At 65.7% G+C, this 25245-nt stretch carries 25 protein-coding genes; 11 read left to right on the top strand and 14 right to left on the bottom strand.

Annotation, left to right across the window (positions count from 1 at the left end):
- Positions 1-27: 27 nt before the first annotated feature.
- Complete coding sequence (locus tag P5705_RS10155) at positions 28-687, bottom strand: helix-turn-helix transcriptional regulator (protein ID WP_277460698.1); 660 nt, start codon at positions 685-687, stop codon at positions 28-30.
- A 2-nt stretch (positions 688-689) separates the two neighbouring features.
- A complete protein-coding gene (locus tag P5705_RS10150) occupies positions 690-2177 on the bottom strand; it encodes an aldehyde dehydrogenase family protein (RefSeq protein WP_277460697.1) in 1488 nt (495 codons plus the stop codon).
- A 337-nt stretch (positions 2178-2514) separates the two neighbouring features.
- On the opposite strand from P5705_RS10150, the gene P5705_RS10145 reads away from it, so the two are divergent.
- From P5705_RS10145 to feaR, 5 genes are all read left to right on the top strand, one after another.
- Entirely contained in the window at positions 2515-3684 is a 1170-nt protein-coding gene (locus P5705_RS10145; protein WP_277460696.1) for a p-hydroxyphenylacetate 3-hydroxylase oxygenase component, read from the top strand.
- A gap of 32 nt (positions 3685-3716) precedes the next feature.
- The gene (locus P5705_RS10140; RefSeq protein ID WP_277460695.1) at positions 3717-4634 is read left to right on the top strand and encodes a p-hydroxyphenylacetate 3-hydroxylase reductase component; all 918 of its coding nucleotides are present in this window, start codon (positions 3717-3719) and stop codon (positions 4632-4634) included.
- A 251-nt stretch (positions 4635-4885) separates the two neighbouring features.
- Positions 4886-6385: an APC family permease gene (locus P5705_RS10135; RefSeq protein ID WP_277460693.1), complete on the top strand. Its 1500-nt coding sequence runs from the start codon at positions 4886-4888 to the stop codon at positions 6383-6385.
- Positions 6366-6929 carry a DUF3156 family protein gene (locus P5705_RS10130; protein ID WP_277460691.1) on the top strand — a complete coding sequence of 188 codons (564 nt, stop codon included), beginning with the start codon at positions 6366-6368 and terminating at the stop codon, positions 6927-6929. The genes P5705_RS10135 and P5705_RS10130 overlap by 20 nt, the downstream gene beginning before the upstream one ends.
- Positions 6930-7108: 179 nt before the next feature.
- Positions 7109-8080: a transcriptional regulator FeaR gene (gene feaR, locus P5705_RS10125; protein ID WP_277460690.1), complete on the top strand. Its 972-nt coding sequence runs from the start codon at positions 7109-7111 to the stop codon at positions 8078-8080.
- A gap of 167 nt (positions 8081-8247) precedes the next feature.
- Here feaR and P5705_RS10120 read toward each other — a convergent pair whose 3' ends face one another.
- The 10 genes from P5705_RS10120 to P5705_RS10075 form a co-directional block, all read right to left on the bottom strand.
- The gene (locus P5705_RS10120) at positions 8248-9519 is read right to left on the bottom strand and encodes an anthrax toxin-like adenylyl cyclase domain-containing protein (RefSeq protein WP_277460689.1); all 1272 of its coding nucleotides are present in this window, start codon (positions 9517-9519) and stop codon (positions 8248-8250) included.
- A gap of 240 nt (positions 9520-9759) precedes the next feature.
- On the bottom strand, positions 9760-10125 hold the full coding sequence (locus tag P5705_RS10115; RefSeq protein ID WP_277460688.1) for a cupin domain-containing protein: 366 nt from the start codon (positions 10123-10125) through the stop codon (positions 9760-9762).
- Positions 10126-10155: 30 nt separating this feature from the next.
- Positions 10156-11454 (bottom strand): NAD(P)/FAD-dependent oxidoreductase, encoded by a 1299-nt coding sequence (locus P5705_RS10110; RefSeq protein ID WP_277460686.1) that lies wholly within the window; start codon positions 11452-11454, stop codon positions 10156-10158.
- Between the two features lie 205 nt (positions 11455-11659).
- Positions 11660-12460 (bottom strand): 4-hydroxy-2-oxoheptanedioate aldolase, encoded by an 801-nt coding sequence (hpaI, locus tag P5705_RS10105; protein WP_277460685.1) that lies wholly within the window; start codon positions 12458-12460, stop codon positions 11660-11662.
- Between the two features lie 9 nt (positions 12461-12469).
- Positions 12470-13273, bottom strand: coding sequence for a 2-oxo-hept-4-ene-1,7-dioate hydratase (gene hpaH, locus P5705_RS10100; protein WP_277460684.1), 804 nt, complete (start codon positions 13271-13273; stop codon positions 12470-12472).
- Between the two features lie 7 nt (positions 13274-13280).
- The gene (locus P5705_RS10095; protein WP_277460683.1) at positions 13281-13691 is read right to left on the bottom strand and encodes a 5-carboxymethyl-2-hydroxymuconate isomerase; all 411 of its coding nucleotides are present in this window, start codon (positions 13689-13691) and stop codon (positions 13281-13283) included.
- An 11-nt stretch (positions 13692-13702) separates the two neighbouring features.
- Entirely contained in the window at positions 13703-14626 is a 924-nt protein-coding gene (gene hpaD / locus P5705_RS10090; protein ID WP_277460682.1) for a 3,4-dihydroxyphenylacetate 2,3-dioxygenase, read from the bottom strand.
- A 77-nt stretch (positions 14627-14703) separates the two neighbouring features.
- Entirely contained in the window at positions 14704-16164 is a 1461-nt protein-coding gene (gene hpaE, locus P5705_RS10085; protein WP_277460681.1) for a 5-carboxymethyl-2-hydroxymuconate semialdehyde dehydrogenase, read from the bottom strand.
- Positions 16161-16940: a fumarylacetoacetate hydrolase family protein gene (locus P5705_RS10080; RefSeq protein WP_277460680.1), complete on the bottom strand. Its 780-nt coding sequence runs from the start codon at positions 16938-16940 to the stop codon at positions 16161-16163. Before P5705_RS10080 ends, hpaE begins: the two co-directional genes overlap by 4 nt.
- Positions 16937-17611 carry a fumarylacetoacetate hydrolase family protein gene (locus tag P5705_RS10075; protein WP_277460679.1) on the bottom strand — a complete coding sequence of 225 codons (675 nt, stop codon included), beginning with the start codon at positions 17609-17611 and terminating at the stop codon, positions 16937-16939. The genes P5705_RS10080 and P5705_RS10075 overlap by 4 nt, the downstream gene beginning before the upstream one ends.
- A gap of 161 nt (positions 17612-17772) precedes the next feature.
- Here P5705_RS10075 and hpaA point away from each other — a divergent pair, with 161 nt between their 5' ends.
- Together hpaA and hpaR are read left to right on the top strand one after the other, a co-directional pair.
- Positions 17773-18675, top strand: a complete 903-nt coding sequence (hpaA, locus tag P5705_RS10070; RefSeq protein ID WP_252092340.1) for a 4-hydroxyphenylacetate catabolism regulatory protein HpaA — start codon at positions 17773-17775, stop codon at positions 18673-18675.
- A gap of 182 nt (positions 18676-18857) precedes the next feature.
- Positions 18858-19280: a homoprotocatechuate degradation operon regulator HpaR gene (gene hpaR, locus P5705_RS10065; protein WP_277460678.1), complete on the top strand. Its 423-nt coding sequence runs from the start codon at positions 18858-18860 to the stop codon at positions 19278-19280.
- Between the two features lie 96 nt (positions 19281-19376).
- Here hpaR and P5705_RS10060 read toward each other — a convergent pair whose 3' ends face one another.
- Together P5705_RS10060 and P5705_RS10055 are read right to left on the bottom strand one after the other, a co-directional pair.
- A complete protein-coding gene (locus P5705_RS10060) occupies positions 19377-19997 on the bottom strand; it encodes a TetR/AcrR family transcriptional regulator (RefSeq protein WP_277460677.1) in 621 nt (206 codons plus the stop codon).
- 5 nt (positions 19998-20002) lie between these two features.
- Entirely contained in the window at positions 20003-21211 is a 1209-nt protein-coding gene (locus tag P5705_RS10055; protein WP_277460676.1) for a Bcr/CflA family efflux MFS transporter, read from the bottom strand.
- Positions 21212-21466: 255 nt separating this feature from the next.
- On the opposite strand from P5705_RS10055, the gene P5705_RS10050 reads away from it, so the two are divergent.
- The 4 genes from P5705_RS10050 to P5705_RS10035 all read left to right on the top strand — a co-directional run bounded on the left by P5705_RS10050 (position 21467) and on the right by P5705_RS10035 (position 25234).
- A complete protein-coding gene (locus P5705_RS10050) occupies positions 21467-21658 on the top strand; it encodes a general stress protein (RefSeq protein WP_277460675.1) in 192 nt (63 codons plus the stop codon).
- 135 nt (positions 21659-21793) lie between these two features.
- A complete protein-coding gene (locus P5705_RS10045) occupies positions 21794-23131 on the top strand; it encodes an iron-containing redox enzyme family protein (RefSeq protein WP_277460674.1) in 1338 nt (445 codons plus the stop codon).
- Entirely contained in the window at positions 23131-24084 is a 954-nt protein-coding gene (locus P5705_RS10040; RefSeq protein WP_277460673.1) for a class I SAM-dependent methyltransferase, read from the top strand. The genes P5705_RS10045 and P5705_RS10040 overlap by 1 nt, the downstream gene beginning before the upstream one ends.
- Positions 24085-24091: 7 nt before the next feature.
- Entirely contained in the window at positions 24092-25234 is a 1143-nt protein-coding gene (locus tag P5705_RS10035; protein ID WP_277460672.1) for a carboxylate-amine ligase, read from the top strand.
- Positions 25235-25245 lie beyond the last annotated feature (11 nt).

The following is a 25245-nucleotide window of genomic DNA, read 5'->3' as shown; positions in this document are numbered from 1 at the left end:
AGGCCCGGTATCAACCGGAAGGTTGAGTCACAGGAACAGGCTGGCCACAAGTTCGGTGCGGTTGCTGACCCCCTGCTTGCGGAACAGGTTGATCAGGTGGGTCTTCACCGTTGGCAGGCCAACCCCCAGTGCCCGGGCGATCAGCTTGTTGCTGGCGCCCTGGCGCAGCAGCTCGGCGATCTGTCGCTCCCGTGGGGTGAGTGCGCTGGGCACGGCGTTCTCCGCCAGCGGCTGGCTGGCCACCGCCAGTTGCATCAACCCATGCAACGGCAGCAGCCGTTGCAGCTCGACGTCACGGAACTCGCCCAGGCTGGCGCAGCGCAGCAATGAAACGCCCGCGCGAGGCTGGCCGCGCACCTGGGCGATGATCTCCACCACATCCACCACCTGATGCTCTGCCAGGAACTGGCGATAGGTGCGGCCCTGGTCCTGCGGCAGGTGGGCCAGGCCCTGGCGCAGCGATACCACGGGGCTGCCGATGGCCAGACAACGCCCGGGCTGCAGTGGGTCGAAGGCCCGGTAACGCGCCAGGTAGCGTGCGTGCATGGGCGCTTGCAGGTCCTGCAGCAGGAAGTCGCAAGCCTGCTGCCCGGCGTCGATGCGGTAGAACGCCGCCAGGGACGCCGGCACCTGCTGGCTGAACGCCAGCAGGCAGTAGCGTCCCAGCGGGTCCAGGGCGTTGGTCATGGTCAGTAGCGGATCATCACCGACTTGAGCTCGGTGAAGTCGTCGATGAAGGCCGAGCCGAACTCGCGGCCGATGCCGGAGGCCTTGATGCCGCCGAACGGCACGGCGGGGTCGAGCAGGGTGTGCATGTTCACCCACAAGGTGCCGGCCTGGACCTCCGGGATCAGGCGCATGACCTTGCCCAGGTCATTGCTCCACAGGCTGGCGGACAGGCCGTAGGGGGTGGCGTTCATCAGTTGTGGCAGCTCGTCTTCGTCGTCGTAGGGCAGGAAGGTCGCCACCGGGCCGAAGGTTTCCTGGTTGAGCAAGCTGTCCTGGGCCGAGTTGGCGAGGATTACCGTGGGCTCGACGAAACAGCCGGGGCCTTCGCCGATGCGCCCGCCGTGGATGATCTGGCTGCCCTCGGCACGGGCAAGGGCGAACAGCTCGGCGAGCTTCTGCTGGTGCGGCTTGTTGGCCACAGGGCCGAACTGGGTGGCTTCGTCCAGCGGCGAGCCGGTCCTGAGCTGGGCCAGGCGTTGCGTCAGGGTATCGAGCAGCGGTTCGATCCGAGAACGATGGACGAAGAACCGCTCACCCGCGGCGCAGATCTGCCCCGAATGCAGGAAACCGGCCTCGATGATGCCGTCGACCGCCTTGTCGATGCCCACGTCGGGCAGGAACGCCACCGAGTTCTTGCCCCCCAGCTCCAGGGTGGCGCGGGTCAGCTTGGCGCCCATGGCGGCCTGGCCGACGGCAATACCGGTGGCCACGGAGCCGGTGAACGACACCTTGTCGGTGCCCGGGTGCTCGACCAGCGCCTTGCCCACCAGGCCGCCGCCGGTGAGCACGTTGAGCACGCCCGGCGGCAGGCCGGCCTCACCGGCCAGCTCGGCGATGCGCAGCAGGGTGAGCGGGGTGAACTCGCTGGGCTTGAGCACGATGCTGCAACCGGTGGTCAGCGCCGAGGCCAGCTTCCAGATGGCGATCATCGTCGCGAAATTCCACGGCACGATGCCCACCACCACGCCCACCGGCTCGCGCAGGGTGAAGGCGCTGTAGCGCTCGCCGGCGAAGGAGGGCAGCGACGGGGTGAGGGTCTGGCCGCTGATCTTGGTCGCCCAGCCGGCGTAGTAGCGCAGGAAGTGCGCGGCCTGGTCGACCTCGAAGGCGCGGGCGATGCCGATCAGCTTGCCCGACTGCAGGGTTTCCAGCTGGGCCAGTTCCTCGCGATTGGTTTCGAGCAGGTCGGCCAGTTTGAACAATACCGCAGCGCGGGCGGCGGGGCTGGTGCGTGACCACGTGAGGAAGCCCTGGCGGGCGGAGGCCACGGCCTGCTCGACATCAGCCTGATTGGCGTCGGCGACCTGGGTGATGGGCTCGCCGTTGGCGGGGTTCACCACGCTGATGCGTGCGGTGGATTGGCTGGCGACGGCCTGGCCATGGATGTACAGGCGGTGGTCGCGGGCGAGGAACGCGGTGACGCAGGAAAGGAGTGGGATGTCGCTCATGCTTCGGCTCCGGGCAATGATTGCCCCTTGTAGGAGCCAGCTTTGCTGGCGAACCTTGGCCTGACGCTTTCGTGGCACGGTTCGCCAGCAAAGCTGGCTCCTACAGGAGGGGCGGCGGTGTCCGAGCTTAATGCGCTTGAGCCGCCGCAATCTTGTCTGCCCATGCCACCCGCATGACCCAGCCTGCCAGCCCGAAACAACCCACGAAAAATGCAATTCGAGGTGTGGAAGTTGCATTTTCCGGCCGCGGCACGGCTCCCATACTGACCCGGCATTCATCAGCGAGCCGCCACCTGATGGCCGCGCTCGCCAGGGTCCAATAACAATGAGCCAGACCATGAAAAAGCCAAACTCCCTGCTCGAAGACCTCAAGCCCCTGCTGCCCGCCATCGCCGCCCGCGCCGACCAGGCCGAGCGCGAGCGCAGCGTGCCCGCCGAGAACATCGCCCTGCTCAAGGGCATTGGCCTGCACAAGGCCTTCCAGCCCCGGCACTACGGCGGCCTGGAAATCAGCCTGCCGCAGTTCGCCGAATGCATCGCCGCCCTGGCCGGCGCCTGCGCCAGCACGGCCTGGGCCATGAGCCTGCTGTGCACCCACAGCCACCAGCTGGCGATGTTTTCGGCCAGGTTGCAGGATGAGCTCTGGCGCGACGACCCGGACGCCACCGCGAGCAGCAGCATCGCCCCGTTCGGCCGCACCGAAGAAGTGGAGGGTGGTGTGCTGTTCAGTGGCGAGATGGGCTGGAGCAGCGGCTGCGACCACGCCGAGTGGGCGATCATGGGCTTTCGCCGGGCCAACCCGCAGGGCGGGCAGGATTACTGCTTTGCCGTGCTGCCGCGCAGTGACTACCAGATCCGCGACGACTGGTTCGCGGCCGGCATGCGCGCCAGTGGCAGCCGCACCCTGGTGGTCGACCGCGCCTTCGTGCCCGAGCATCGCATCCAGAAGGCCCGGGACATGATGGAGGGCCAGTCGGCGGGGTTCGGCCTGTACCCGGACAGCGCCCTCTACTTCAACCCTTACCGCCCGTACTTCGCCAGCGGTTTCTCGACGGTCAGCCTGGGCATCGCTGAAAGGATGCTTGAAGCGTTCAAGGACAAGACCCGCCACCGCGTGCGCGCCTACACCGGTGCCGCCGTCGGTGCCGCCACGCCGGCATTGATGCGCCTGGCCGAATCCACCCACCAGGTTGCCGCGGCCCGGGCGTTGCTGGAAAAAAGCTGGGAACAGATCGCCGACTACAGCGCCCGCCACCAGTACCCGACGCGCATGGAACTGGCGTTCTGGCGCACCCACCAGGGGTATGCCGTGAAACTGTGCATCCAGGCGGTGGACCGTTTGATGGAAGCCGCCGGTGGTGGCGCCTGGTTCGACAGCAGCGAACTGCAGCGGCTGTTCCGCGACGCCCACATGACTGGTGCCCATGCCTACACCGACTACGACGTCTGCGCACAGATCCTCGGCCGTGAGCTGATGGGGCTGGAGCCGGACCCGGCAATGACCTGAGCCCTAGAACAACAATGAATCCGGAGCCTTGCATGACTACCTCGTTCGACTCGCGCGCCTTCCGTCGCGCCTTGGGCAACTTCGCCACCGGCGTGACCGTGATCACCGCCGCCGATGCCGCTGGCCGCAAGGTCGGTGTCACCGCCAACAGCTTCAACTCGGTGTCCCTCGACCCACCGCTGGTCCTTTGGAGCATCGACAAGCGCTCCAGCAGCCATGCCGTGTTCGAGGCCGCCGGGCACTTCGCGGTCAATGTGCTGGCCGCCGATCAGATCGATCTGTCCAACACGTTCGCCCGCCCCAGCGATGACCGCTTCGCCGGTATCGAGTACGAAGTGGGCGAGGGCGGTGCACCGCTGTTGGCGAACTGTGCGGCGCGCTTTCGGTGCCAGACGTTCCAGCAACTCGATGGCGGCGACCACTGGATCCTGGTGGGCAGGGTCCTGGCGTTCGACGACCTCGGTCGCTCGCCCTTGCTCTATCACCAGGGCGCCTATTCCATGGTCCTGCCACACCCGCGCATGGCCCCGCGTGGCGATGGCCGCAGTCATTTCCAGGGCCGCTTGCAACACAACCTGTACTACCTGATGACCCAGGCGCTACGCGCTTACCAGGGTGATTACCAACCCCGGCAACTGGCCACCGGCCTGCGCACCAGCGAGGCCCGTATGTTGCTGGTGCTGGAGCACGACGCAGGCCTGTCGCCAGCCGACCTTTTGCGGGAAGTGGCGATGCCCGAGCGCGAGGTGGGCGAAGCCGTGGCCAACCTTGCGCGCAAGGGGCTGGTGGCTGAGGATAATGGCCGGGTCTGTCTGACCGAGGACGGTCGTGAGGCAACCGAGGGGCTGTGGGGTATTGCCCAGGCCCAGCAGGAACAAGTGTTCGGCCAGTTCAGCCACGAACAGCTGGAGACCTTCAAGACCGTGCTCAAGGCGATCATTGCCCGTTGATCTGGAATGATCTCCTACAGGTATCCCGTGCAACTTGCGCCTGGCTGTAAACCTGTAGGAGCCAGCCTTGCTGGCGAACACCGGCAAGGCCGGTGCCAGGCAATGCGGTGAGCGATATCGATGAGTCATCGGTTTTCGCCGACGCTGGCAGAGAATTGCAAGGCCAGCGGCAGGCAGGAGCAAGACAGCGCCATGGACACAGGCCACAGTAACCCGGCATAGCACCTTCCTCGTCCAGCCAGGGCCCGCCCATGACAATCAACAATAAGCTCACCGAGCACCTGAACCGCGGCACCGTCGGATTCCCCACCGCATTGGCCAGCACCGTCGGCCTGATCATGGCCAGCCCGGTCATCCTCACCGCGACCATGGGCTTCGGCATCGGCGGCAGCGCCTTCGCCGTGGCCATGGTGATCGCCGCGGTGATGATGCTCGCGCAATCGACCACCTTCGCCGAAGCCGCGGCGATCCTGCCGACCACCGGCTCCGTGTACGACTACATCAACTGCGGCCTGGGCCGCTTCTTCGCCATCACCGGTACCCTGTCGGCCTACCTGATCGTGCATGTGTTCGCCGGCACCGCCGAGACCATCCTGTCCGGAGTGATGGCCCTGGTGAACTTCGAGCACCTCAATACCCTCGCCGAATCGGCCGGTGGCTCGTGGCTGCTGGGGGTGGGCTTCGTGCTGGTGTTCGGCGTGCTCAACGCCTTCGGCGTCAGCGCGTTCGGCCGCGCCGAGGTGGTGCTGACCTTCGGTATGTGGACCACGCTGATGGTATTCGGCGTGCTTGGCTTGATCGCCGCGCCGGCCGTCGAGCTGGAGGGGCCGTTCGGGGTGTCGCTGGTGGGGACCGACCTGATGACCATCCTGTCGCTGGTGGGCATGGCCATGTTCATGTTCGTCGGCTGCGAGTTCGTCACCCCGCTGGCCCCTGAGCTGCGCCGCTCGGCCTGGGTCATGCCCAAGGCCATGGCCCTCGGGCTGTTTGGTGTGGCCAGCTGCATGTTCATCTATGGCGCGGCGATGAAGCGCCAGGTGGAGAACGTGGTGCTCGACGCGGCCAGCGGCGTGCACCTGCTGGACACGCCCATGGCCATTCCACGCTTCGCCGAGCAGGTGATGGGCGATATCGGCCCGGTGTGGCTGGGCATCGGCTTCCTGTTCGCCGGGGCCGCCACCATCAACACGTTGATGGCCGGCGTGCCGCGGATCCTCTACGGCATGGCCGTGGACGGCGCCCTGCCCAAGGTCTTCACCTACCTGCACCCGCGCTTCAAGACGCCGCTGCTGTGCATCCTGGTGGTGGCGCTGATCCCGTGCCTGCACGCCTGGTACCTGGGCGGCAACACCGACAATATCCTGCACCTGGTGCTGGCTGCGGTGTGTGCCTGGAGCACGGCCTACCTGCTGGTGACCCTGTCGGTGGTGATCCTGCGCATCCGTCGCCCCGACCTGCCGCGCGCCTACCGTTCGCCGCTGTTCCCGCTGCCGCAGATCGTCTCCAGCATCGGTATCCTGCTGGGCATGTGGTTCATTACGCCACCGGGCATGAACCCCGCCGAGGTGTATGTGCCGTTTGCGGCCATGCTTGGCGCCACGGCAGCCTACGCGCTGTTCTGGACCCTGTGCGTGCAGAAGGTCAATCCGTTCAAGCCGGCGCGGGTCGAGGATGTGCTGGAGAAAGAGTTCGCCGCCGAACCCGGCCAATCCCACAGCGAGCAGGTGCGGCATGTCGGCAAGCTGGCTTGAGCGCCTGACAGGGCCGCGTGCCCCGGCTGGCTACCGGCCGGGGGCGACCTTGCAGCGGCTGTGGCGAAACCTGGGATTGACGGATTTGCAATCCGCAGCATCGTTTACCTACCGCGAGGGTGGCCCGCGGATCGAAGTGCGCGAGCGTACCGAGAGTCACCTGCTGATGCATCTGGTGATGTGCGAGTTCATCCTGCGCGTGCCGGCCTTGGGGCAGGGCACGCTGCGGGCCGAACTGCATCATACGGGCGTGCTGCGCCGCACTGGCCTGGCGTGCCGACGGCGTGGCGGCGACCAGGGATTGTTCGAGGCGCTCGATTCACGCCTCGAAGAGGCACACGCCACCCTGATGCCCTTGGATTTCAAGCGCCTGGCCATCGAGTGCCGCGATGGCCAATGGCAGGTGACCCTGGAGCACATGGGCGCCAGTGAGGTGGTCAACCGCATGCCGGCCTTCCGTCGCTACATCCCCCTCTCTGGCGAGCAGTCCTGTCACCTCTGGCAGGCCTTCGACGCCCTCGCGCACGCCCTGCGCGGCCTCTGAATCCAACGCCCTCTGGGTAGGAGCGGCTTCAGCCGCGATCACCCGCAAAGCGGGTGGCAGGCACCGCGATACCGGCATCGCGGCTGAAGCCGCTCCTACAAGAGATGACAGTTGTACGTTCATTGATAACATGTTAACAATTGCCTCCATAACAACAATCGTTGCGAGTGGAGGTTGTCATGTCCTTGCCCCAGTCCGCTTCAGTGCATCGCGCAAACCCGGCCCACGACGGCCTGGAGCGCTGGACCATGGCCATGCAGCAGGTCTGTGGCCAGTTCCAGACCGAGCTCGCCTTCAACCGCTCGCTGTTCATCGGCGAGGTCTCGACCTTCAACCGCGCCGGGCTGGCCCTGGCCAACCTGCGCACCAACGCCGGCAATATCCGCCGCCTGGGCGACAACCCTGACCGCGACGACGACCAGCACTGTTTCCTGGTCAGCCAGCGCATGGGCTACTCGCAGATCACCCAGGGTGGCGTGAGCATCCAGCTGTCGCCCGGCGAGCTGCTGCTGATGGACTCGGTGGGACCGTGCGAAATCACCCCGTTCGGGCTGATCGAGCATGTGTCGCTGGCGCTGTCCCGCGAACAGGTGCGCAAACACGTGACCGGGCCGGGAGCGACCTTCGGCAAGATCTCCTCGACCAACGCCTGCGGGCGCATGCTGCACCTGCTGATGGACCAGCTGTGCCGTGAGGGGGACGACGCGGGTGGCACGCAAGGCGAAGCCCTGCAGGCGGCCTTCATTGCCCTGTTGGAGCCGGGCTTCGAACGGGCCGACGACAACCCTGGGGCGTTGTCGGGTCTGAGCGGCGACAACCTGCGCGGTTATGTGCAAAAGGTAATAGACGAGTCACTGGGCCAGCCCGGCCTGACGCCTGCCAACCTGGCCGAACGCCTGAGCATCTCGGTGCGGCACCTGTACCGGTTGTTCGAGGAGGAGGGGGACAGCGTCTGCCGGTATATCCAGCGTTCACGGCTCAAGCGCAGCGCGGATGATCTGTCCAACCCGTTCCTCAAGCGCGAGTCGATCACCTCCATCGCCTACAAGTGGGGGTTCACCGATTCGGCGCATTTCAGCCGGGCGTTCAAGAAGCAGTTCGAGCAGTCGCCGAAGGATTTCCGGGCGATGGCGTTGATGGCGGCACGCTGAGCAGAAGCCTTTCGTCGAAAAGTCGGCCGGTGCGGCCGACTTGCTCCAGAACCCATCAAGGCAGGGTAATTCCGCGCAAGGCACCGCCAGGAAGAAAAGGGCTGTGGTGCTGCCGCCGTTCGCAATAGTTGCAGGGGGCTGAACCGGGATGGCCGACAGCGTGCATGCTATTCACCACGGTTATCAGCGTTGTTCATCTGGTTGAACATGTCTCTCACCGAATTGAAATCGTCGCGGCGAATACGCGTCAGTTGCTCGCTCCAAAGTGGATTGATGGGAACTTGGTAACCCAGGTTCTTCAGTGTCTGCACCAACTCGGACATTTCGTCGTCATTGGTCACGACCACGACTTCATCAAACCTTCCGAGCTTGCGCGGCAGAATGAACGTTGCAGGGAAGTTGCTGGAAGTGTCGGTAAAAGGGTTACCCGAGTCGGCGCTGTGATGAATGATAGGTTCGCCTTCTCCCACCAATGCCTGGTTCATTCGAGGGATGAGTGCCTCGAGCCGGGGGTTGATATTGCCCTTGTCGGGGTGCTCCTGGCTGTAGAAGGCCTCCGCGCTCTGGAAGTGATGGCTCAGTTCGCTGGGAATGGCTTTGTAGCCGCTCAGTCGACGGGTGAAGACCTGGTGGCTGACATCCGGGATGAGCAACTTGTCCTGCGGCCCATGGTCGCTGATATGAGGGGCGACTAGCAGCAGGTCGTAGTCCGCGGTCAAGGGGACGCCGGATGATGCGCTGGCGAGCACCTGCAGTGGTTCACCTGCCTGGAAAATCAGGTATTCGCCGTTATCCTTGCCTATGCCCAGGAAATCATACTGGGTGCCACTTGGCCCGGTGGCCTTGAGGGTCAATTGTTTCGCCTTGACGTTGATTTCCCAGCTGTCGATCAGTTTGTGGTCCATCAGATAGTCGAGTCGTGTCCGGGATAGGCAGAGCTGGCTCGATGCGGCGTGGTGCTCCTCCATGCATGCCTGCACTTGTTGATTGAATTTGTCGATCCGGGCTGTATCGGAAATGCAGCGCTCAAGTTTACTCAAGCCTTGTTCAACGGGGATCATGCCCGCGTGTGGTCCCCAGTTCGAACTCTTGCCTTTGACATGAAAACTCTTGGTCGGATGGCCTGCTTCTATGAGCACCGTCGCGGCAGTTTCGACAGGGCGGAGGGCGATCACAAGGTTGTGTTCACTCGCGAATGCCTGCAGCCGAGAGAGGTGGGCGGTAACCACCCCGGTGTTGGACTTGACGGCCTCGATTACCGATTGAAGGCCTTCATTGCCGCTGGCGGTGGGTGTTGAAGCGGTTTGCGTGGGGAGTTGGGGGGCGGCATAAGGATCACATGAAGAGCAGGATGACAGTGGCATAGACAGGCCTGCAAACTGACTTGAAGATCCGAACGTTCTCAAATTCTCGAGGATGTCATTGTCGATTGCCGTCAATTTAGTTTAGAACCGTTAAGCAAAAGCGTTGCATTCGATGTCAATGCCTGCTGTCCTGATTCCGGCCCGCGCGATGTTCCGAGGATGATGCTCGCACTGGCGGGGGCGGCTTCTGGTCAATTGTGCAGCCGGTTGGACAGGTGTCGCCGAACAGTGCGCCATACGCATCGCAAAGCAAGGCGAAGTCCGGCTTTCGTCCACTTGGATGACGACACCGACCTCGCCTGGCGATGCGGGCTATCAGGCCACCGCGAAATAGTGCTTGACGAAGGTTTCGCTGAATACCTCCCACAACACCGGCGTGCCCTTGGCCACGAACCAGGCATCCCCCGCCTTGTAACGCGTCACCTGCCCGGTGGACTCATCGGTCAGCTGGATCTCGCCGGTAACGATCACCGCCTGCTCACTGAACGGGTAGACCATGCGGAACTTGCCTTGCGTGGTGCCGAAATAGGCGCTGCTGACCGGGTCGGTCGGCGCCCCGTGGGTCATCTTGCCGTAGCACTTGACCTCGCCTTCGAGGATGGTCGAGCCCAGGTCGGCAACGGTGCCCCAGGCGTCGAGTTCGGACAGTTGCACACCCTGGCGGACGGCGGTGAGGGTCATGGTGGTTCTCCAGTCTGGTGGGAAAAGGAATCAACGGCGGCCGTTGAAGAAGCCCGACAGCTGATGCACGGTCTTGCCGGCGGTCAGCAGCAGCGGGCGGATATGGTCCTTGCCGAGGATGCGCGCGTGCTTGACCGAGCTGATCAGGTCGTAGCGGCTGGAGCCTTCGCTCATGCCTTCGGCGAGGATCTTGCAGATGATGTGGCTGGGGGTGACGCCAAAACCGGAATAGCCCTGCACGTAGAAGGCATTGGGGCGGTTGCTCAGGGTGCCGATCTGCGGGAACAGGTTGGCGCTGGTGGCCATCGGGCCGCCCCAGGCCAGGTCGATGCGCACGTCCTTGAGGTACGGGAAGATCTTCAGCATCAGGTTGCGGTTCCACGCCTTGAGGTCGTTCGGGATGTGCTCCACGAAAGGCGTGGCGGCGCCGAACAGCAGGCGGTTCTCGCGGGTGACGCGGTAATAGTCGATCACCGGGCGGATGTCGCTGTAGGCGCCGCGGATCGGGCTGATGCGCTGGATCAGTTCGTCCGACAACGGCTCGGTCATCAGTTGGAAGGCGTAGGTGTTGACGGTGCGCGCGTGCAGCTCGGGTTCGAGCTTGTTGAGGAAGCTGTCGCAGGCCCACAACAGCTTGCCGGCCTTGACCGAGCCACTCCCGGTGCGCACGGTGATGCGCTCGCCGTAGTGCACCTCCAGGGCCGGGCTATGTTCGAAGATCCGCGCGCCATGGCCGACCAGGGCCTGGGCCTCGCCGAGCAGCAGGTTCAGCGAATGCACGTGGCCGCCGCCCATGTGCAGCAGGGCGCTGCTGTAGGCGTCGGAGCCGATGATCTGCTTGACCTCCGAGCCGCCGAGGAAGCGGATCTCGTCCTTGCCGTTGATGGCCTTGAAGTCCTTTTCCCAGGCACGCAGGGTCTTTTCCTGGCGGGCGTTGAAGCCCATGTAGCCGTAGCCGTGGCAGAAGTCGGCGTCGATCTGGTAGCGGGCGATGCGTGCCTTGATGATGCCGGCGCCCAGCTCGCTGATCTCGAAGATCTCGCGCAGGCCCTGTTCGCCGACGCTGCTCTTGATCTTCTCCAGGTCGTGGCCGATGCCGGCCATGATCTGCCCGCCGTTGCGGCCAGTGCCGCCGAAGCCCAGGTAGCGGGCCTCGAGCACGACGACATTGGTGATGCCTTGCTCGGCCAGCTCCAGGGCGGTGTTGATGCCCGAGAATCCGCCGCCGATCACCACGACATCGGCGTCGATGTCGCTTTCCAGGGTGGGGAAGCTGAGGTTGTACTTCTTGGTGGCGGTGTAGTACGTGGGCGTTTCGATGTTGATCATGGCGCAGCCTGGACAGTTGGAATTGTTGGAAAGCAGGGCTTGCACAAGCGCTGGCTGTTGCGGGGTATTGGGCGCCTAACGAGCGGTAGGTGTCTTGCCTGTGGCTGCCGCGATCTTGACCGAGGCTGCCAGCGGGCGGTTCGGCTATGGCACCCGCCTTGCGGGTGATCGCGGCTGAAGCCGCTCCTACAGAGGGCGCGCCCGTTCAGTAGACCCCGCCCTGAACGGTGACCCCGGCGCCCTCCTTGAATACCCCGGCCAGCGTCTGCAACCCACGCATCAGCACCGTGGTGTCCACGCCGACGGCGACGAACGCTGCCCCCAGCTCGATGTAGCGCCGGGCGAGCTGCGGGTCGGCGCTGAGAATCCCCGCCGCCTTGCCGGCCTGTTGGATCCGCACCAGGGCGTCCTCGATGGCGGCCTGCACCTCGGGGTGCCCCGGATTGCCCCGGTGCCCCATGGCCGCGCTGAGGTCGGCCGGGCCGATGAACACGCCATCGACACCGTCGACGGCGCAGATCGCATCGAGGTTGGCCAACCCCTCGCGGTTCTCGATCTGCACCAGCAGGCACATCTGTTCGTCGGCCTGGTCCAGATAGCCGGGAATGCTGTTCCAGCGCGATGCCCGGGCCAGGGCGCTGCCCACCCCGCGCACGCCTTCGGGCGGGTAGCGCATGGCACGCACCAGCCCACGCGCCTGCTCGGCGCTCTCGACCATGGGCACCAGCAGCGTCTGCGCGCCAATGTCGAGCAGTTGCTTGATCAGCGCGGTATCGCCGATCACCGGGCGCACGATCGGCTGGGCCGGGTAGGGCGCCACCGCCTGCAACTGGCCGAGCAGGCTGCGCAGGTCGTTGGGCGCGTGCTCGCCGTCGAGCAGCAGCCAGTCGAAGCCGGCGTTGGCCGCCAGTTCCGCGCAATAGGGATCGGCCAGACCGAGCCACAATCCGATCTGCGCCTGGCCGCTGCGCAGGCGTTGCTTGAAGGTGTTGATGGGCATGTGCATGGCAACTCCTCAGACGAACCGGCAGGCGATCGAGCCCAACTGGTCGTAGTCGACATGGAAGGTATCGCCCGGGCGCGCGGCCACCGGGCGGGTGAACGAGCCACCGAGGATCACCTGGCCGGCTTCGAGGCCCACGTCATAAGGCGCCAGCTTGTTGGCCAGCCAGGCCACGCCCTTGGCCGGGTGGTTGAGCACGGCGGCGGACACCCCGGACTCCTCGATCACACCGTTGCGGTAGAGCACCGCTGGCACCTTGCGCAGGTCGATGTCGCCTGGGCGCACGGCGCGCCCGCCCAGGACCACGCCAGCGTTGGCGGCATTGTCGGAAATGGTGTCGAAGACTTTGCGGGTGGCACCGCTGACCGGGTCGACCTGCTGGATGCGGGCGTCGATGATCTCCAGCGCCGGGATCACCCACTCGGTGGCCTCGAGCACGTCGAACAGGCTCACCTCGGGGCCCTTGAGCGGCTTGCCGAGGATGAAGGCCAGTTCCACTTCCACGCGCGGCACGATGAAACGTTCGAACGGGATGTCGCTGCCTTCGTCGAAGAACATGTCGTCGAGCAGCGCGCCGTAGTCCGGCTCGGTGATGTTCGACGAAACCTGCATGGCCCGCGAGGTCAGGCCGATCTTGTGGCCGACCAGCCGGCGGCCGGCCTCGATCTTGCGCGCCACCCAGGCGCGCTGGATGGCATAGGCGTCGTCGATGCAGATCGACGGGTGTTGCAGGGAGAACTGGCCGACCTGCTCGCGAGAGCGTTCGGCCTGGTCGAGGCGGGCGGCGGCTTGCTGGATGATGTGTGCGTCGAGCATGGAAACCTCAGGGCTGACGGGTGAACAGGGGGTGCAGGCTGCTGTGCTTGGCGTCGTACACCTGGGCCTGGCTTTCGTCGATCTGCAGGGTGACGCCGACCGGGCGCCGGGCCAGCAGCGGGTCCAGGTGCTGGCGCAACACGGCCAGCAATTGGTCGCCGACCTGCTTGTGCACGGCGGCGCTGCGGCCGCTGCCCATGCGCAGGTTGGCGTAGACGAAACCGTAGTCACCCTGGCCATCGGCGATTGCCGCATGGGCGGCTGGGTAGGCCAGCACCCGGGTGCCCCCGGTGGGGAACACCTGGCGGCCGTTTTCGTCGTGCTGTTCGAGCATGCGGTCGGCCAGGGCGCGGCACAGGCCCGGCATGTCGGCGTCGGCTTCGATGTCCGGGCTGTAGAGCAGAACCAGATGAGGCATGGCGCGGCTCCCTACAGGCGGCTGGTGGCGGTGACGCCGGCCGGGTTCGAGGCCTGGGCGGCGGGGATGGCGGCGCCATCTTGCGGGGTGACCGGGAAAATCGCGTTGATCTGGCCAGTGCCGGAGGAGCCGAAGTAGGGCGTGACCACTTCGGCCTTGCCGTCGTACTTCGACCAGCCCAGGGCACCGAGCAGCATGGCGGTGTCGTGCATGAAGCCTTCGCCGTGGCCCTTGACCGCGTACTCCGGCAGCATCGCGCAGAAGTCGGCCCAGTCGCCGTCCTGCCACATCTGCACCACCCGGTGGTCGAGGGTTTCCAGGAATGGGCTCCACACTTTGGTGGCGAAATCCGGCGCCTGGCCGTTCTGGGCGAAGCGGTGCGACAGCGAGCCACTGGCGAGGAAGGCCACGGTGCCGTCGTAGTGCGCCTCGACCGCCTTGCGCATGGCCCAGCCGAGGCGGGCGCTGTCGTTCAGATAATGCGAGGTGCACAGGGCCGAGACCGAGATCACCTTGAAATGCTGGTCGGCGTTCATGTAGCGCATCGGCACCAGGGTGCCGTATTCCGGGGCGAGGGTCGTGGCGTCGTGGGCCATGGTCTCGACGCCCAGGCGGTTGCATTCCTCGGCGAGGATGCGCCCCAGCTCGGGGTTGCCGGGGAAGCCGTAGTTCATGTTGGCGATGAAGTGCGGCAACTCGTTGCTGGTGTACAACCCTTCGAAATGCGCGGCGCAGTTGATGTGGTAGTTGGCGTTGACCAGCCAGTGGGTGTCGAACACCACGATAGTGTCCACGCCCAGGGCGCGGCAGCGGCGGCCGATCTCGTGGTGGCCGTCGATGGCCGCCTGGCGGAAGCCCTGGCGTGGGCCGGGCAGTTCGGACAGGTACATCGAGGGCACGTGGGTGATCTTGGCGGTGAGCGCGAGTTTGCCCATGGGGATCTCCGGTGATTGTTGTTGTGGTCCCAGGCGACCGGGTCGTGGGGCGAGCCCACGACCCGGTCGCAACGGCGTCAGACGCCCCAGCGTGGAATGTGGTGGCTGCCCATGGACAGGCACACGTTCTTGATCTCGGCGAACACCTCGAAGCTGTACTGCCCCCCTTCGCGGCCGGTGCCCGAACCCTTCACCCCACCAAACGGCTGGCGCAGGTCGCGCACGTTCTGGCTGTTGATGAACACCATCCCGGCCTCGATGCCCCGGGCCAGGCGATGGGCCTTGCCGATGTCCTGGGTCCAGATGTACGAGGCCAGCCCGTACTCGGTGTCGTTGGCCAACTGTAGCGCTTCGGCCTCGTCCTTGAACGGGATCAGGCACACCACCGGGCCGAAGATCTCCTCCTGGGCGATGCGCATGCGGTTGTCGACGTCGGCGAACACGGTGGGCTGGATGAACTGCCCCTTGGCCAGGTGCGCCGGCAGGCCCGCCGGGCGCTCAAGGCCGCCCGCGACCAGGCGCGCGCCTTCCTCGATGCCGATGCGGATGTAGCCGGTGACCTTGTCGTAGTGCTGCTGGGTGATCATCGAGCCGACCTGGGTCTTCGGGTCGGTCGGGTCGCCGACGACCAGCCGCTTGGCGCGGGCGGCGAACTCGGCGACGAACTGCGTGTACACGCTCTGCTGGATGAAGATCCGGCTACCGGCGGTGCAGCGTTCGCCGTTGAGCGAAAAGATGGTGAACAGCGCGGCGTCCAGCGCCCGGTCCAGATCGGCGTCTTCGAAGATCAGCACCGGCGACTTGCCGCCCAGCTCCATGGAGTACTTCTTGAGGCCCGCGGTCTGCATGATCTTCTTGCCGGTGGCGGTGCCGCCGGTGAAGGAGATGGCCCGCACGTCCGGGTGGCGCACCAGCGCGTCGCCCGCCGTGGCGCCATAGCCCTGGATGACGTTCAGCACACCGTCGGGGATGCCGGCCTCGACCGCCAGGCGGCCCAGCTCGTTGGCGGTGAGCGGCGACAGCTCGCTCATCTTCAGCACCGCCGTGTTGCCCAGGGCCAGGCATGGCGCGGTCTTCCAGGTGGCGGTCATGAACGGCACATTCCACGGCGACACCAGCCCACACACGCCCACCGGCTGGTACAAGGTGTAGTTGAGCATCTGGTCGTCGACCGGGTAGCTGTGGCCGTCCATGCGCGTGCACACTTCGGCGAAGAAGTCGAAGTTGTGCGAGGCGCGGGGGATGAGCACGTTGCGCGTCTGGTGGATCGGCAGGCCGGTGTCCAGGGTCTCCAGCTCGGCCAGCTGCGGCACGTTCTGGTCGATCAGTTCGCCCAGGCGGCGCATCAGCCGCGCACGTTCCTTGGCCGGGGTGTTGGCCCATTTCGGGAAGGCGTCCTTGGCCGCGGCCACGGCCTGGGCGACTTCTTCGACACCGCCGCTGGCCACTTCGCCGATGGCTTCGCCGGTGGCCGGGTTGTAGTTGACGAAGGTGTCACGGCTCTCGACTTCGCGGCCGTTGATCCAGTGCTTGATCATGCTGTTGCCTCTTGTGCTTTGCGGGCGAAGAACTCGGTTTCGCTGACGATGCGGTTGACCAGGCGGCCGACGCCTTCCACTTCCACCACCACTTCATCGCCCGGCACCACGTCGGCCAGGCCTTCCGGGGTGCCGGTGGCGATCATGTCGCCGGGCTGCAGGGTCATGAAGCTGGAGAAGTATTCGATGAGATAGGGGATGTCGAAGATCATGTCGGCGGTGCTGCCTTGCTGTTTCAGCTCGCCGTTGATCCAGGTGCGCAGGGTCAGGTTCGAGGGGTCTGGCACATCGGCGACATCGACGATCCACGGGCCGACCGGGGTGGTGGCGTCGCGGTTCTTCACCCGCAGGTTGGGGCGGTAGTAGTTCTCGAGAAAGTCGCGGATGGCGTAGTCGTTGCACACCGTGTAGCCGGCCAGGTAGTCGAGGGCGTCCTCGCGCCGGACGTTGCGCGCGGTCTTGCCGATCACCGCGACCAGTTCGCACTCGTAGTGCATGTACTGGACATTGTCCGGGCGCCAGGTGATCTGCTTGTGCCCGGTGTAGGTGCCCGGCGACTTGATGAAGGCCAGCGGCTCGGTGGGCGGGGTGAAGGCCAGCTCGGCGGCGTGGTCGGCATAGTTCAGGCCCAGGGCGAACATGCTGCCGGTGGCGGGCGGCAACCAGGTGACCTGGTCGGTGTGCACACGGCGACCGTCGGCCAGGCGCAGGTAATGATCGTCTTCGACAGTGACCTGGTGGACCTGACCGTCGAACTGGATGCGGGCGTGCTTCATGGGGTGAGTCCTTGTTCGGCGACGATGGGGTTGGTCAGTTGGCCGAGGCCGTCGATCTCGACCGTCACCCGGTCACCGGGCAGCACATCGACGCGGCCCTCCGGGGTGCCGGTGATCAGCACATCGCCGGTGTGCAGGGTCATGAACGCGCTGATCTCGGCGATCAATTGCGCCACGCTGCGCACGCAATTGGCGGTGTTGTTCTGCTGGCGCAACTCACCGTTGACCCACAGGCGGATGCCCAGCGCATCGGGGTTGGCCACCTGCGCGGCTGGCACCAGTCGTGGCCCGAGCGGGCAGAAGCCGTCGCGGCATTTGGCCTTGACCGCCGGGCGGTAGAAGCTGTCTTCCGGCAGGCTGAATTCGTTGACGATGGTGTAGCCGGCCACGTACTCGAGGGCGTTCTCGGCGCTGACGCGGCTGGCGTCCCTGCCCATCACAACACCCAGCGCCGGGCCTGGTTGCAGGCGTTTGACTGCCGCAGGGTAGGTGACGGCCTGGCCGTGGCTGTTGCGGGTGTTCGGGGTCTTGATGAACAGCACCGGCTTGACCGGTGGTTGCTGGTATGGCGCTTCGTGGAAGGACGCCAGGTGCTGCTGCAGCAGGCCCTGATAGTTCAGGGCGACGCCGAACAGGCTGCCGCTGGCGACCTCGTGCAAGGCACGGCTCATGCTTTTCTCCTGCGCTGGGCGAAGCGCTCGGGGTGCTTCGCGGTGTTTTTGTTAATGTGTTAACGTTATATTTAATATGTTAACGATCGTCAAGGCGTACGCCGTCGACCGGTGCTGCTACGATGGTTTCCCCGGCACGTTTCACCGCTGCGAGAACAACAATGAAAGAGCGACAGCCGATCCCCAACATCAACATCGGTCAGGTCTACGACCAGCGTTACAGCGACAGCGAGGTGCACTACGACCGGCTCGGCAACCTGGCCGGTTTCTTCGGACGCAACATGCCGGTGCACCGCCACGACCGCTTCTTCCAGGTGCATTACGTGAAGACCGGCAGCGTGCGGGTCTACCTGGACGAGCAGCGCTACCACGAGTCGGGCCCGATGTTCTTCCTGACGCCGCCGACCGTCCCCCATGCCTTCGTCACCGAGGCCGACGCCGACGGCCATGTGCTCACCGTGCGCCAGCAATTGGTCTGGCAACTGCTGCAGGCCGAGCCCGGGCTGATGGCCGGGCCGCGCCTGCCACCGGCCTGTGTTGCGTTGGGGCGTTTGCAGGGCCAGGCACGCGACGAGGCACGGCGCCTGGAGCAGCTGTTCGACCTGTTGGGCAGCGAAATCGGCCATGGCCAGGCGGGGCAGGGCACGGCGGTGCAGGACCTGGCGCGCCTGGTGATGATCAGCCTGCTGCGCCTGTGCGCCAATTCGCTGGAGGCGACGCCGGCGCGGCATGAAGACTTGCAGGTGTTCCACCGTTTCAACGAACTGATCGAACGCCACTACCTGGAGCACTGGGCATTGCCAGCCTATGCCGACGCCCTGGGCGTGACCGAGGCGCGGCTCAACGACATCTGCCGGCGCATCGCCGACCTGCCGTCCAAGCGCCTGGTGTTCGAGCGGCTGATGCAGGAGGCGCGGCGCCTGCTGCTGTTCACCGGCGGTTCGGCCAACGAGATCTGCTACCAGCTGGGGTTCAAGGACCCGGCGTACTTCAGCCGTTTCTTCCAGCGCCATGCGGGCATGGCGCCAGGTGAGTACCGCCAGCGCCAGGCGGCCTTGCGTTGAGCGGTGCATGGGGCGGCAAGCTCCAGGCCAAAGGCATGCAGCGAATCGTGCGACCACGGTGGATGCGGGAAAATGGCGTTTTGCGGGAGGCGCTGGTACTTTTCACAGGTGCTGGACAGGGCGGGGTGAAATGGTTTTCACTTTATTAATATCTTAATAAAACGGCCTTTCGATCTGCCCTGATGACTACTCCACGCCCCTCCCTGACCCTGACCCTTCTGCAAGCCCGCGAGGCGACCATGGCGTTCTTCCGCCCGGCGCTCAATGCCCACGACCTGACCGAGCAGCAATGGCGGGTGATCCGCATCCTGCGCCAGCAGGGTGAGCTGGAAAGCCACCAGGTGGCGGACTTGGCCTGCATCCTCAAACCCAGCATGAGCGGCGTGCTCAAGCGCCTGGAGCGCGACGGCCTGGTGGCGCGGCGTAAATCGCCGGAAGACCAGCGGCGGATCTTCATCAGCCTGACCGTGCGCGGGCAGCAGGCGTTCCTGGCGATGAGCGAGGAGATGGAGCGCAACTACCAGGAGATCCAGCGCCAGTTCGGCGCGGACAAGCTGGAGCAGTTGATGGGGTTGTTGAACGAGCTGAAGAAGGTCAGGCCCTGAGCCCGTGCCCAACCCCTGTAGGAGCGGCTTCAGCCGCGATCACCAGCAACGCTGGTGCCAGGTACCGCGGTGTCTGCATCGCGGCTGAAGCCGCTCCTACAGGGGGCGCGCAGAATCCATGGGGCACGCGGCGAGCTGCAGCGAATCATCGAGAATCTTCAGCAACGACGCCGCCCGCCGCGCATAAACCGCGGGGTTCGCGTACAACAGCTCCACATGCAGGCTGTCGATGATCCCCAGGTACGCATCGCCATACAGCTCCAGCTTGTTGCCATCGCTGCGCGCCCAGGCGTGGCGCGTCTGCAGCGCCTCGCAGAAACCCAGGCGGATCCGCTCCAGGTACTGCTCGAAGCCGCCGGTGACCACCGAATGGATCGACGCGGGCGGCAGGAACGCCGTCCGCAGCACGAAGCGCAGGTTGGCCGAGGCGGCGTAGCGCTCGGCCAGGTGCAGTGGGTGCCAGTGCCCCGGCGCTTCCTTGCCTGCCGTCTCGTGCACGAAACCCGCCTCGACATAGGCCGTCTCATCGGCCAGCGCCCGTTCGAACGCCTGCACGAACAGCGCATCCTTGTTGGCGAAATGGGCATACAACGACGCCTTGCGCATGCCCGCCAGGGCCGCGATCTCGTTCAGCGACGAGCCGTCGTAGCCATGCTCGGCGAAGTGCTCGACGGCGTGGTCGCAGATGCGCGCGGCGGAAGGGGAAAGGGTTTTCAAGGCGGTCACTCCGGGTTGACGCTGCAGTGCGAGGCGCTGATTGTCTGTGCCAGGGCGGCGCGGGTCAAACCGACGATGACCACCGCGGCCACCGCCAGCAGCCAGGCCCAGGGCAACGGCCCCAGGGTCGCCAGGTAACCGGCCAGGGGCGTGGCGCTCGACGCGATGCCCAACTGCAAGGCACCCAGCAGCGCCGCCGTGGAGCCCACGTCGCGTTGTTGCGAGGACATCGCCAAGGCCATCAGCGTGGCTTCGCAAATCCCCAGGCCGAACAACGCCAGCGCCACCCCCGCCAGCAGCAGCGCCAGCCCGCCGCCGGCCACGCCACCAGCCACCGCCAGCAGCGCGCCGCCGCCCATCGCCAGCGCGCCCCACCAGGCCACCCGCGCCACGCCATGGCGCGTCACCCAGCGCCCGGACAACGCCGCACCCAGCAGGATGGCCACGCCGCAAGCACCGAACACCAGGCCGAAGTGCGCGCTGGAGAGCCCGAAGTGCTGCTGATAGACGTACGCGGAGCCTGCAATGTAGGCGAACAGGAAGAAGAACACCGCCGACAGGGCCAGGGCAGGGCGCAGGAACCCGCCATCGGTGGCGATCCGTGCGTAGGCCCGCCAGATCTGCCGGGGGGCCAGGCGTACCCGTTTCTCGGCAGGCAGGGTTTCGCCCAGCGCCAGGCTGGAATTGAGCAGCGTCAGCATGCCCAGCGCACCGAGCACCAGCATGATCGCGCGCCAGCCAAAGGCGGCATCGACCACGCCACCGAGGGCCGGGGCGAGAATCGGCGCCAGGCCCTCGATGGTCATCAGCAGGGCGAAGATCTGTGCTGCCCGCGCGCCTTCGGCGACGTCGCGGACCATGCTCATGATCACCACCAGGGTGAGGGCGCTGGCCAAGCCCTGGAGCAGACGAGCGAGCAGCAGCGCCTCCAGCGTGGGGGCGGCCGCCGCGGCAAAGGCCGTGACGCTGAATAGCAGCAGGCCGACGAGCAAGGGCCGACGGCGCCCCAGCGCGTCCACCAGCGGGCCGAACAGCAGTTGCCCGATACCCATGGCCAACAGGAACACGGTGAGGGTGAGTTGCACCTGGGGGTAGCCGGTGGCGAAGCCGCGGGCCATCTCCGGCAGGCTGGCCAGGTACATGTCGATGGCCGAGGGGCCGAGGGCGCCGATCAAGGCGAGGGAAGCGGCGAAGCGCAGGTTGGAGGACTGCATGAAGGGGATCCATTTAAGCGAAAAATCAACCTACCTATCGGTAGGTTTGTAAAGGTTAAGATGCTTTCCTCCAAGGGTCAATCCCGGCGCGGTCGCGGCGGCGTCCACTTGTGCCCCAAATACAGCGTGGCCGCATGTTTAGCGCCACCGGTCCGATCCGCGCGGAATAAACCGAATCCGTACTTTGCGCCGTACTCCCAACCCATGTACGGCATACCGCCGTGCATCCCTTCAGCGATATGAGGTTTTGCAACCATGGCCAACAAAGACAGCAACATGACCGGTCGCGAGGACAGCCACAAAACCGGCAGCCAGGGTGGATCGAAGAACCCGGGCAATTTCGCCAACGACCGCGAGAAAGCCTCCGAGGCAGGCCGCAAGGGCGGCCAGAGCGCGGGTGGCGGCCAGCGCGACACCGAATCCGGTCGCAAGGGCGGCCGTTCGTAAGCACGGGCGTGCAGTGCCGGGTTCGCCTGGCACTGCGTAGTCCCTCAGGACAACACCCCATCCGTATCGCGCCGCCTGGAGCAAACCAACCTCTCCCGAAGCCCCATCACAGAATCGACAAGCGAGGTGCCTGCCATGGTGGCACTGACCCATGACACCGCATTCAAGGTGACCGCCCCGAGCTCGGCCCATGGACTGGCGCATCGATACCGGGCATTGCTGGAAGGCCATGATATTCAGGCCGAGGCCAGGTTGGAGGCGCTGTTATGCCGCGTCAGCACCCTGGAAGACGATTTGCCCGACCACCCCGACCTTCTGCCCGAATGGGCCACTGCCCGTGCCGCGCAGGTCGCCCGCGAGCATGCGGCCTATCTGCGGCAGCGGTGTCAGGGGGCGGGGCGACGCTATTTCGCCACTCGCGCCCAGGCATTGTGGTTCCTGCAACAGGTAGCGCCGACCAAGGCGGTCGACGGCGCCTGGCTGCACGGCACCCTGCGCCATTGGCGTGACCCGCGCTTCCACGGGCTGATCCGCACTTACCTCGAAGAGCTGGGTGATGGAGACGCGCGTTGCAACCATGTGCTGGTCTACCAGCGCCTGCTCAGCCATCTGGGTTGCCTGCAAGGGCTGCCACTGCCCCCCGCTCGTTACCTGCAAGGTGCCGTGCAGCTTGCCTTGGGCCAGCACGGCGAACGCTTCCTGCCCGAAGTGATCGGCTACAACCTGGGCTATGAGCAACCGCCGCTGCACTTGCTCATCACCACGCACGAACTGGCCGAACTGGGTATCGACGCCCATTACTTCCAGCTTCACGTCACCATCGACAATGCGGCCAGCGGCCACGCCCGGCGTTCGCTGGAAAGCTTGCGCCTGCTGTTGCCCAGCGATGACGGCGGCGCGTTCTACCTGCGTGTCCGCCACGGCTACCGGCTCAACGACCTTGGCATCGATACGCCGACGTTGATCGCCTCGTTCGACCTTCAGGCCGAACTGCTCGCGGCGTTGCAGCGTAAGCGGGTGTTTGGCCAATTCATGCATTCGGACCGCTGCCGCCTGCAGGGACGTACCGTCAACCAATGGCTCGCCGAGCCGGGTTCAATCCCCGCGTTCCTTGATGCCCTGCAGACGCAAGGCTGGGTGAAGCGCGACGCAGACCCCGCGCAAAGCCGGCTGTGGACGCTGATCGAGGGCCCCACCGCGGCCATGTTCGGGGTATTCAACGCTTATGAGAAGCAGCTCTGGCATGACTGGATTGCCGGCAGCTGGCAGGGCCCCGAGGTTCGTCGGGTGCCGCCGGGACAATGGGAGAACGCGCTGGCCCTGGAGGATGAGCGGCCTGCGGGGCAGCAAGGGTTCGATATCGATCAATCCATCGAGGCGATGGCCGGCAACCGCCATGCCTTGCCTCACGGCTTGCAGGCCACCCGTGCCTACATCATCGCCACGGGGCTGGCCAGCGGAGGGCAGGGCTGATGCCGCTCGACCAGAACCCGGCCCACGCTGACGAGGCCCTGTTGCAACTGGGGCGGCGCCTGCGCGCCGACGGCTACCGCTTCACGTGCGTGACCCCGGCCACCCAGGCCCGGGTCAATGAGCGGCCCGAGGCGCGCCACGCACGCAACCTGCGTGATGTGTTCGGCTGGAGCCGACCGTTCGCCCCCTCATTGATCAGTGCCGACGAATTGGCCCTGCTGACGGCGGCGGGTGTGCTGCTGGAGCAAGGTGACCTGTTACGCAGCACGGTGCGTTGGTCGAGCCTGGACGACCTGCTGCTGGTTCATTCGGCCTGGCCCACTGATAGCCACGACGCGGTGTTCTTCGGTCCGGACAGCCACCGGTTCGTCCGGGTCATCCATGGCCATCTTCAGCACTGTCCTCACCCGTTACGGCATGCCATGGACATCGGATGCGGCACGGGTGTCGGGGCCTTGTCGATTGCCCGAGCAGCCCCGCATGCCCAGGTCACCGCCGTGGACATCAACCCACTGGCCCTGCGCTACACGGCGGTCAACGCCGCATTGGCCGGCGTCGCCAATGTCTCGCCGCTAGCCTGCGACCTGCTCGGTGGCGTCAGCGGCAACTTCGACCTGATAGTGGCCAACCCACCCTACATGCTCGACGCCAGCGCGCGTGTCTATCGCCATGGTGGCGGCAGGTTGGGCGCGGGGCTGTCGCTGCGCATCGTCGAGCAGGCCTGCGAACGCCTGGTACCCGGTGGCACCTTGTTGCTCTATACGGGCGTCGCCGTCGTCGACGGCCGGGATGCGTTGCTCGAGGCGGCCCGCCTGCGCCTGGCGGGGCCTGCGTTCAGCTGGGTCTACGAAGAGCTCGACCCTGATGTGTTTGGCGAACAATTGCTCGAGCCTGGCTACGAGCAGGTCGAACGCATCGCGGCGGTGGCCCTGACGGTCACCCGCAACGGTTGACGCCGCCATGGTGCTTCCCTGCACGTTCGGCATCGAGGAGGAATACCTGTTGGCCGACATGGCCACTGGGCAAGTGCTGGCCAGCCCTGCGCCGGCAGTGGCCCGACGTTGCCGGGAAGTGCTGGGGGCCACATTCGCCGAAGAGATGTTCCTCAGCCAGATCGAGGTGGTCTCGCCGGTATTCGACAGCCTGTACCAGGCGCGAAGCTTCCTGGGCGAAAGCCGCCAGCGCCTGGGCGAGGCCCTTGCCGACTTCGGTGTCGGCCTGTACGGCGCGGCCAGCCATCCCAGCGCCCAGTGGCTGCGCCAGCATCCCCGTGGTACCGCGCATTTCCGGCAGCTGTTCGACGACTACCAGTTGGTCGCCCGACGCAGCCTTTTGAACGGCCTGCACGTGCACGTCGGCGTGCCGGCCGGCACCGACCGCATGCAACTGATCAACCGCGTGCTGTACTGGCTGCCCTTGTTCCTGTCGCTGAGCACCTCGTCACCCCTGTGGGGCGGGCAGGACACGGGCTACATGAGCTATCGGCGGGTCATCTGTGGCGAGTGGCCGCACATGGGCCTGCCCGAACCCCTGGCCGACTGGGGTGCGTACCTGCGTTACCGGGCGTTGTTGCAGCGCACCGGCACGTTGGCCGAGGACGGCGACTTCTGGTGGGCGATCCGGCCGTCACGGCGTTTCCCGACGGTGGAGCTGCGCATCTGCGACGGCTGCCCGCGGCTGGAGGATGGGCTGGCCATTGCTGGTCTGTTCCGCCACCTTGTGGAGCATGCCCTGGCGCGCCACGACGGCATGGCCATCAGCCGCGAGGTGCGCTGGATCACCCAGGAGAACTACTGGCGCGCGGCACGGCATGGCCGTCGAGGGACGTTCATCGGTGCCGTCGACCAGCAACCGGTGAGCGCCGAAGGCTGGCTGGCGCAATTGCAGGCATGGCTGCCGGCCGACAGCGCCGATGCCGAACGCTCGTTCATGCAGGCCCGGCGCATCCTGCGCGAAGGCACCAGTGCCGATCGCCAGCGCGCGGTGTATGCGCAGGCTCGGGAGAACGGCCTGGCCGGCAGCGAGGCGCTGCGGGCGGTGGCCAGGCAGGTCATGGCCGCGCATTGTCCAAGTGCCGGGTTGCCACAGGGTGAAATCGAGTAGACCTTCGTTGC

The sequence above is a fragment of the Pseudomonas entomophila genome (genome assembly GCF_029478665.1).
GTDB lineage: Bacteria > Pseudomonadota > Gammaproteobacteria > Pseudomonadales > Pseudomonadaceae > Aquipseudomonas > Aquipseudomonas entomophila_F.
This window is presented reverse-complemented; position numbering and strand designations above follow the sequence as displayed.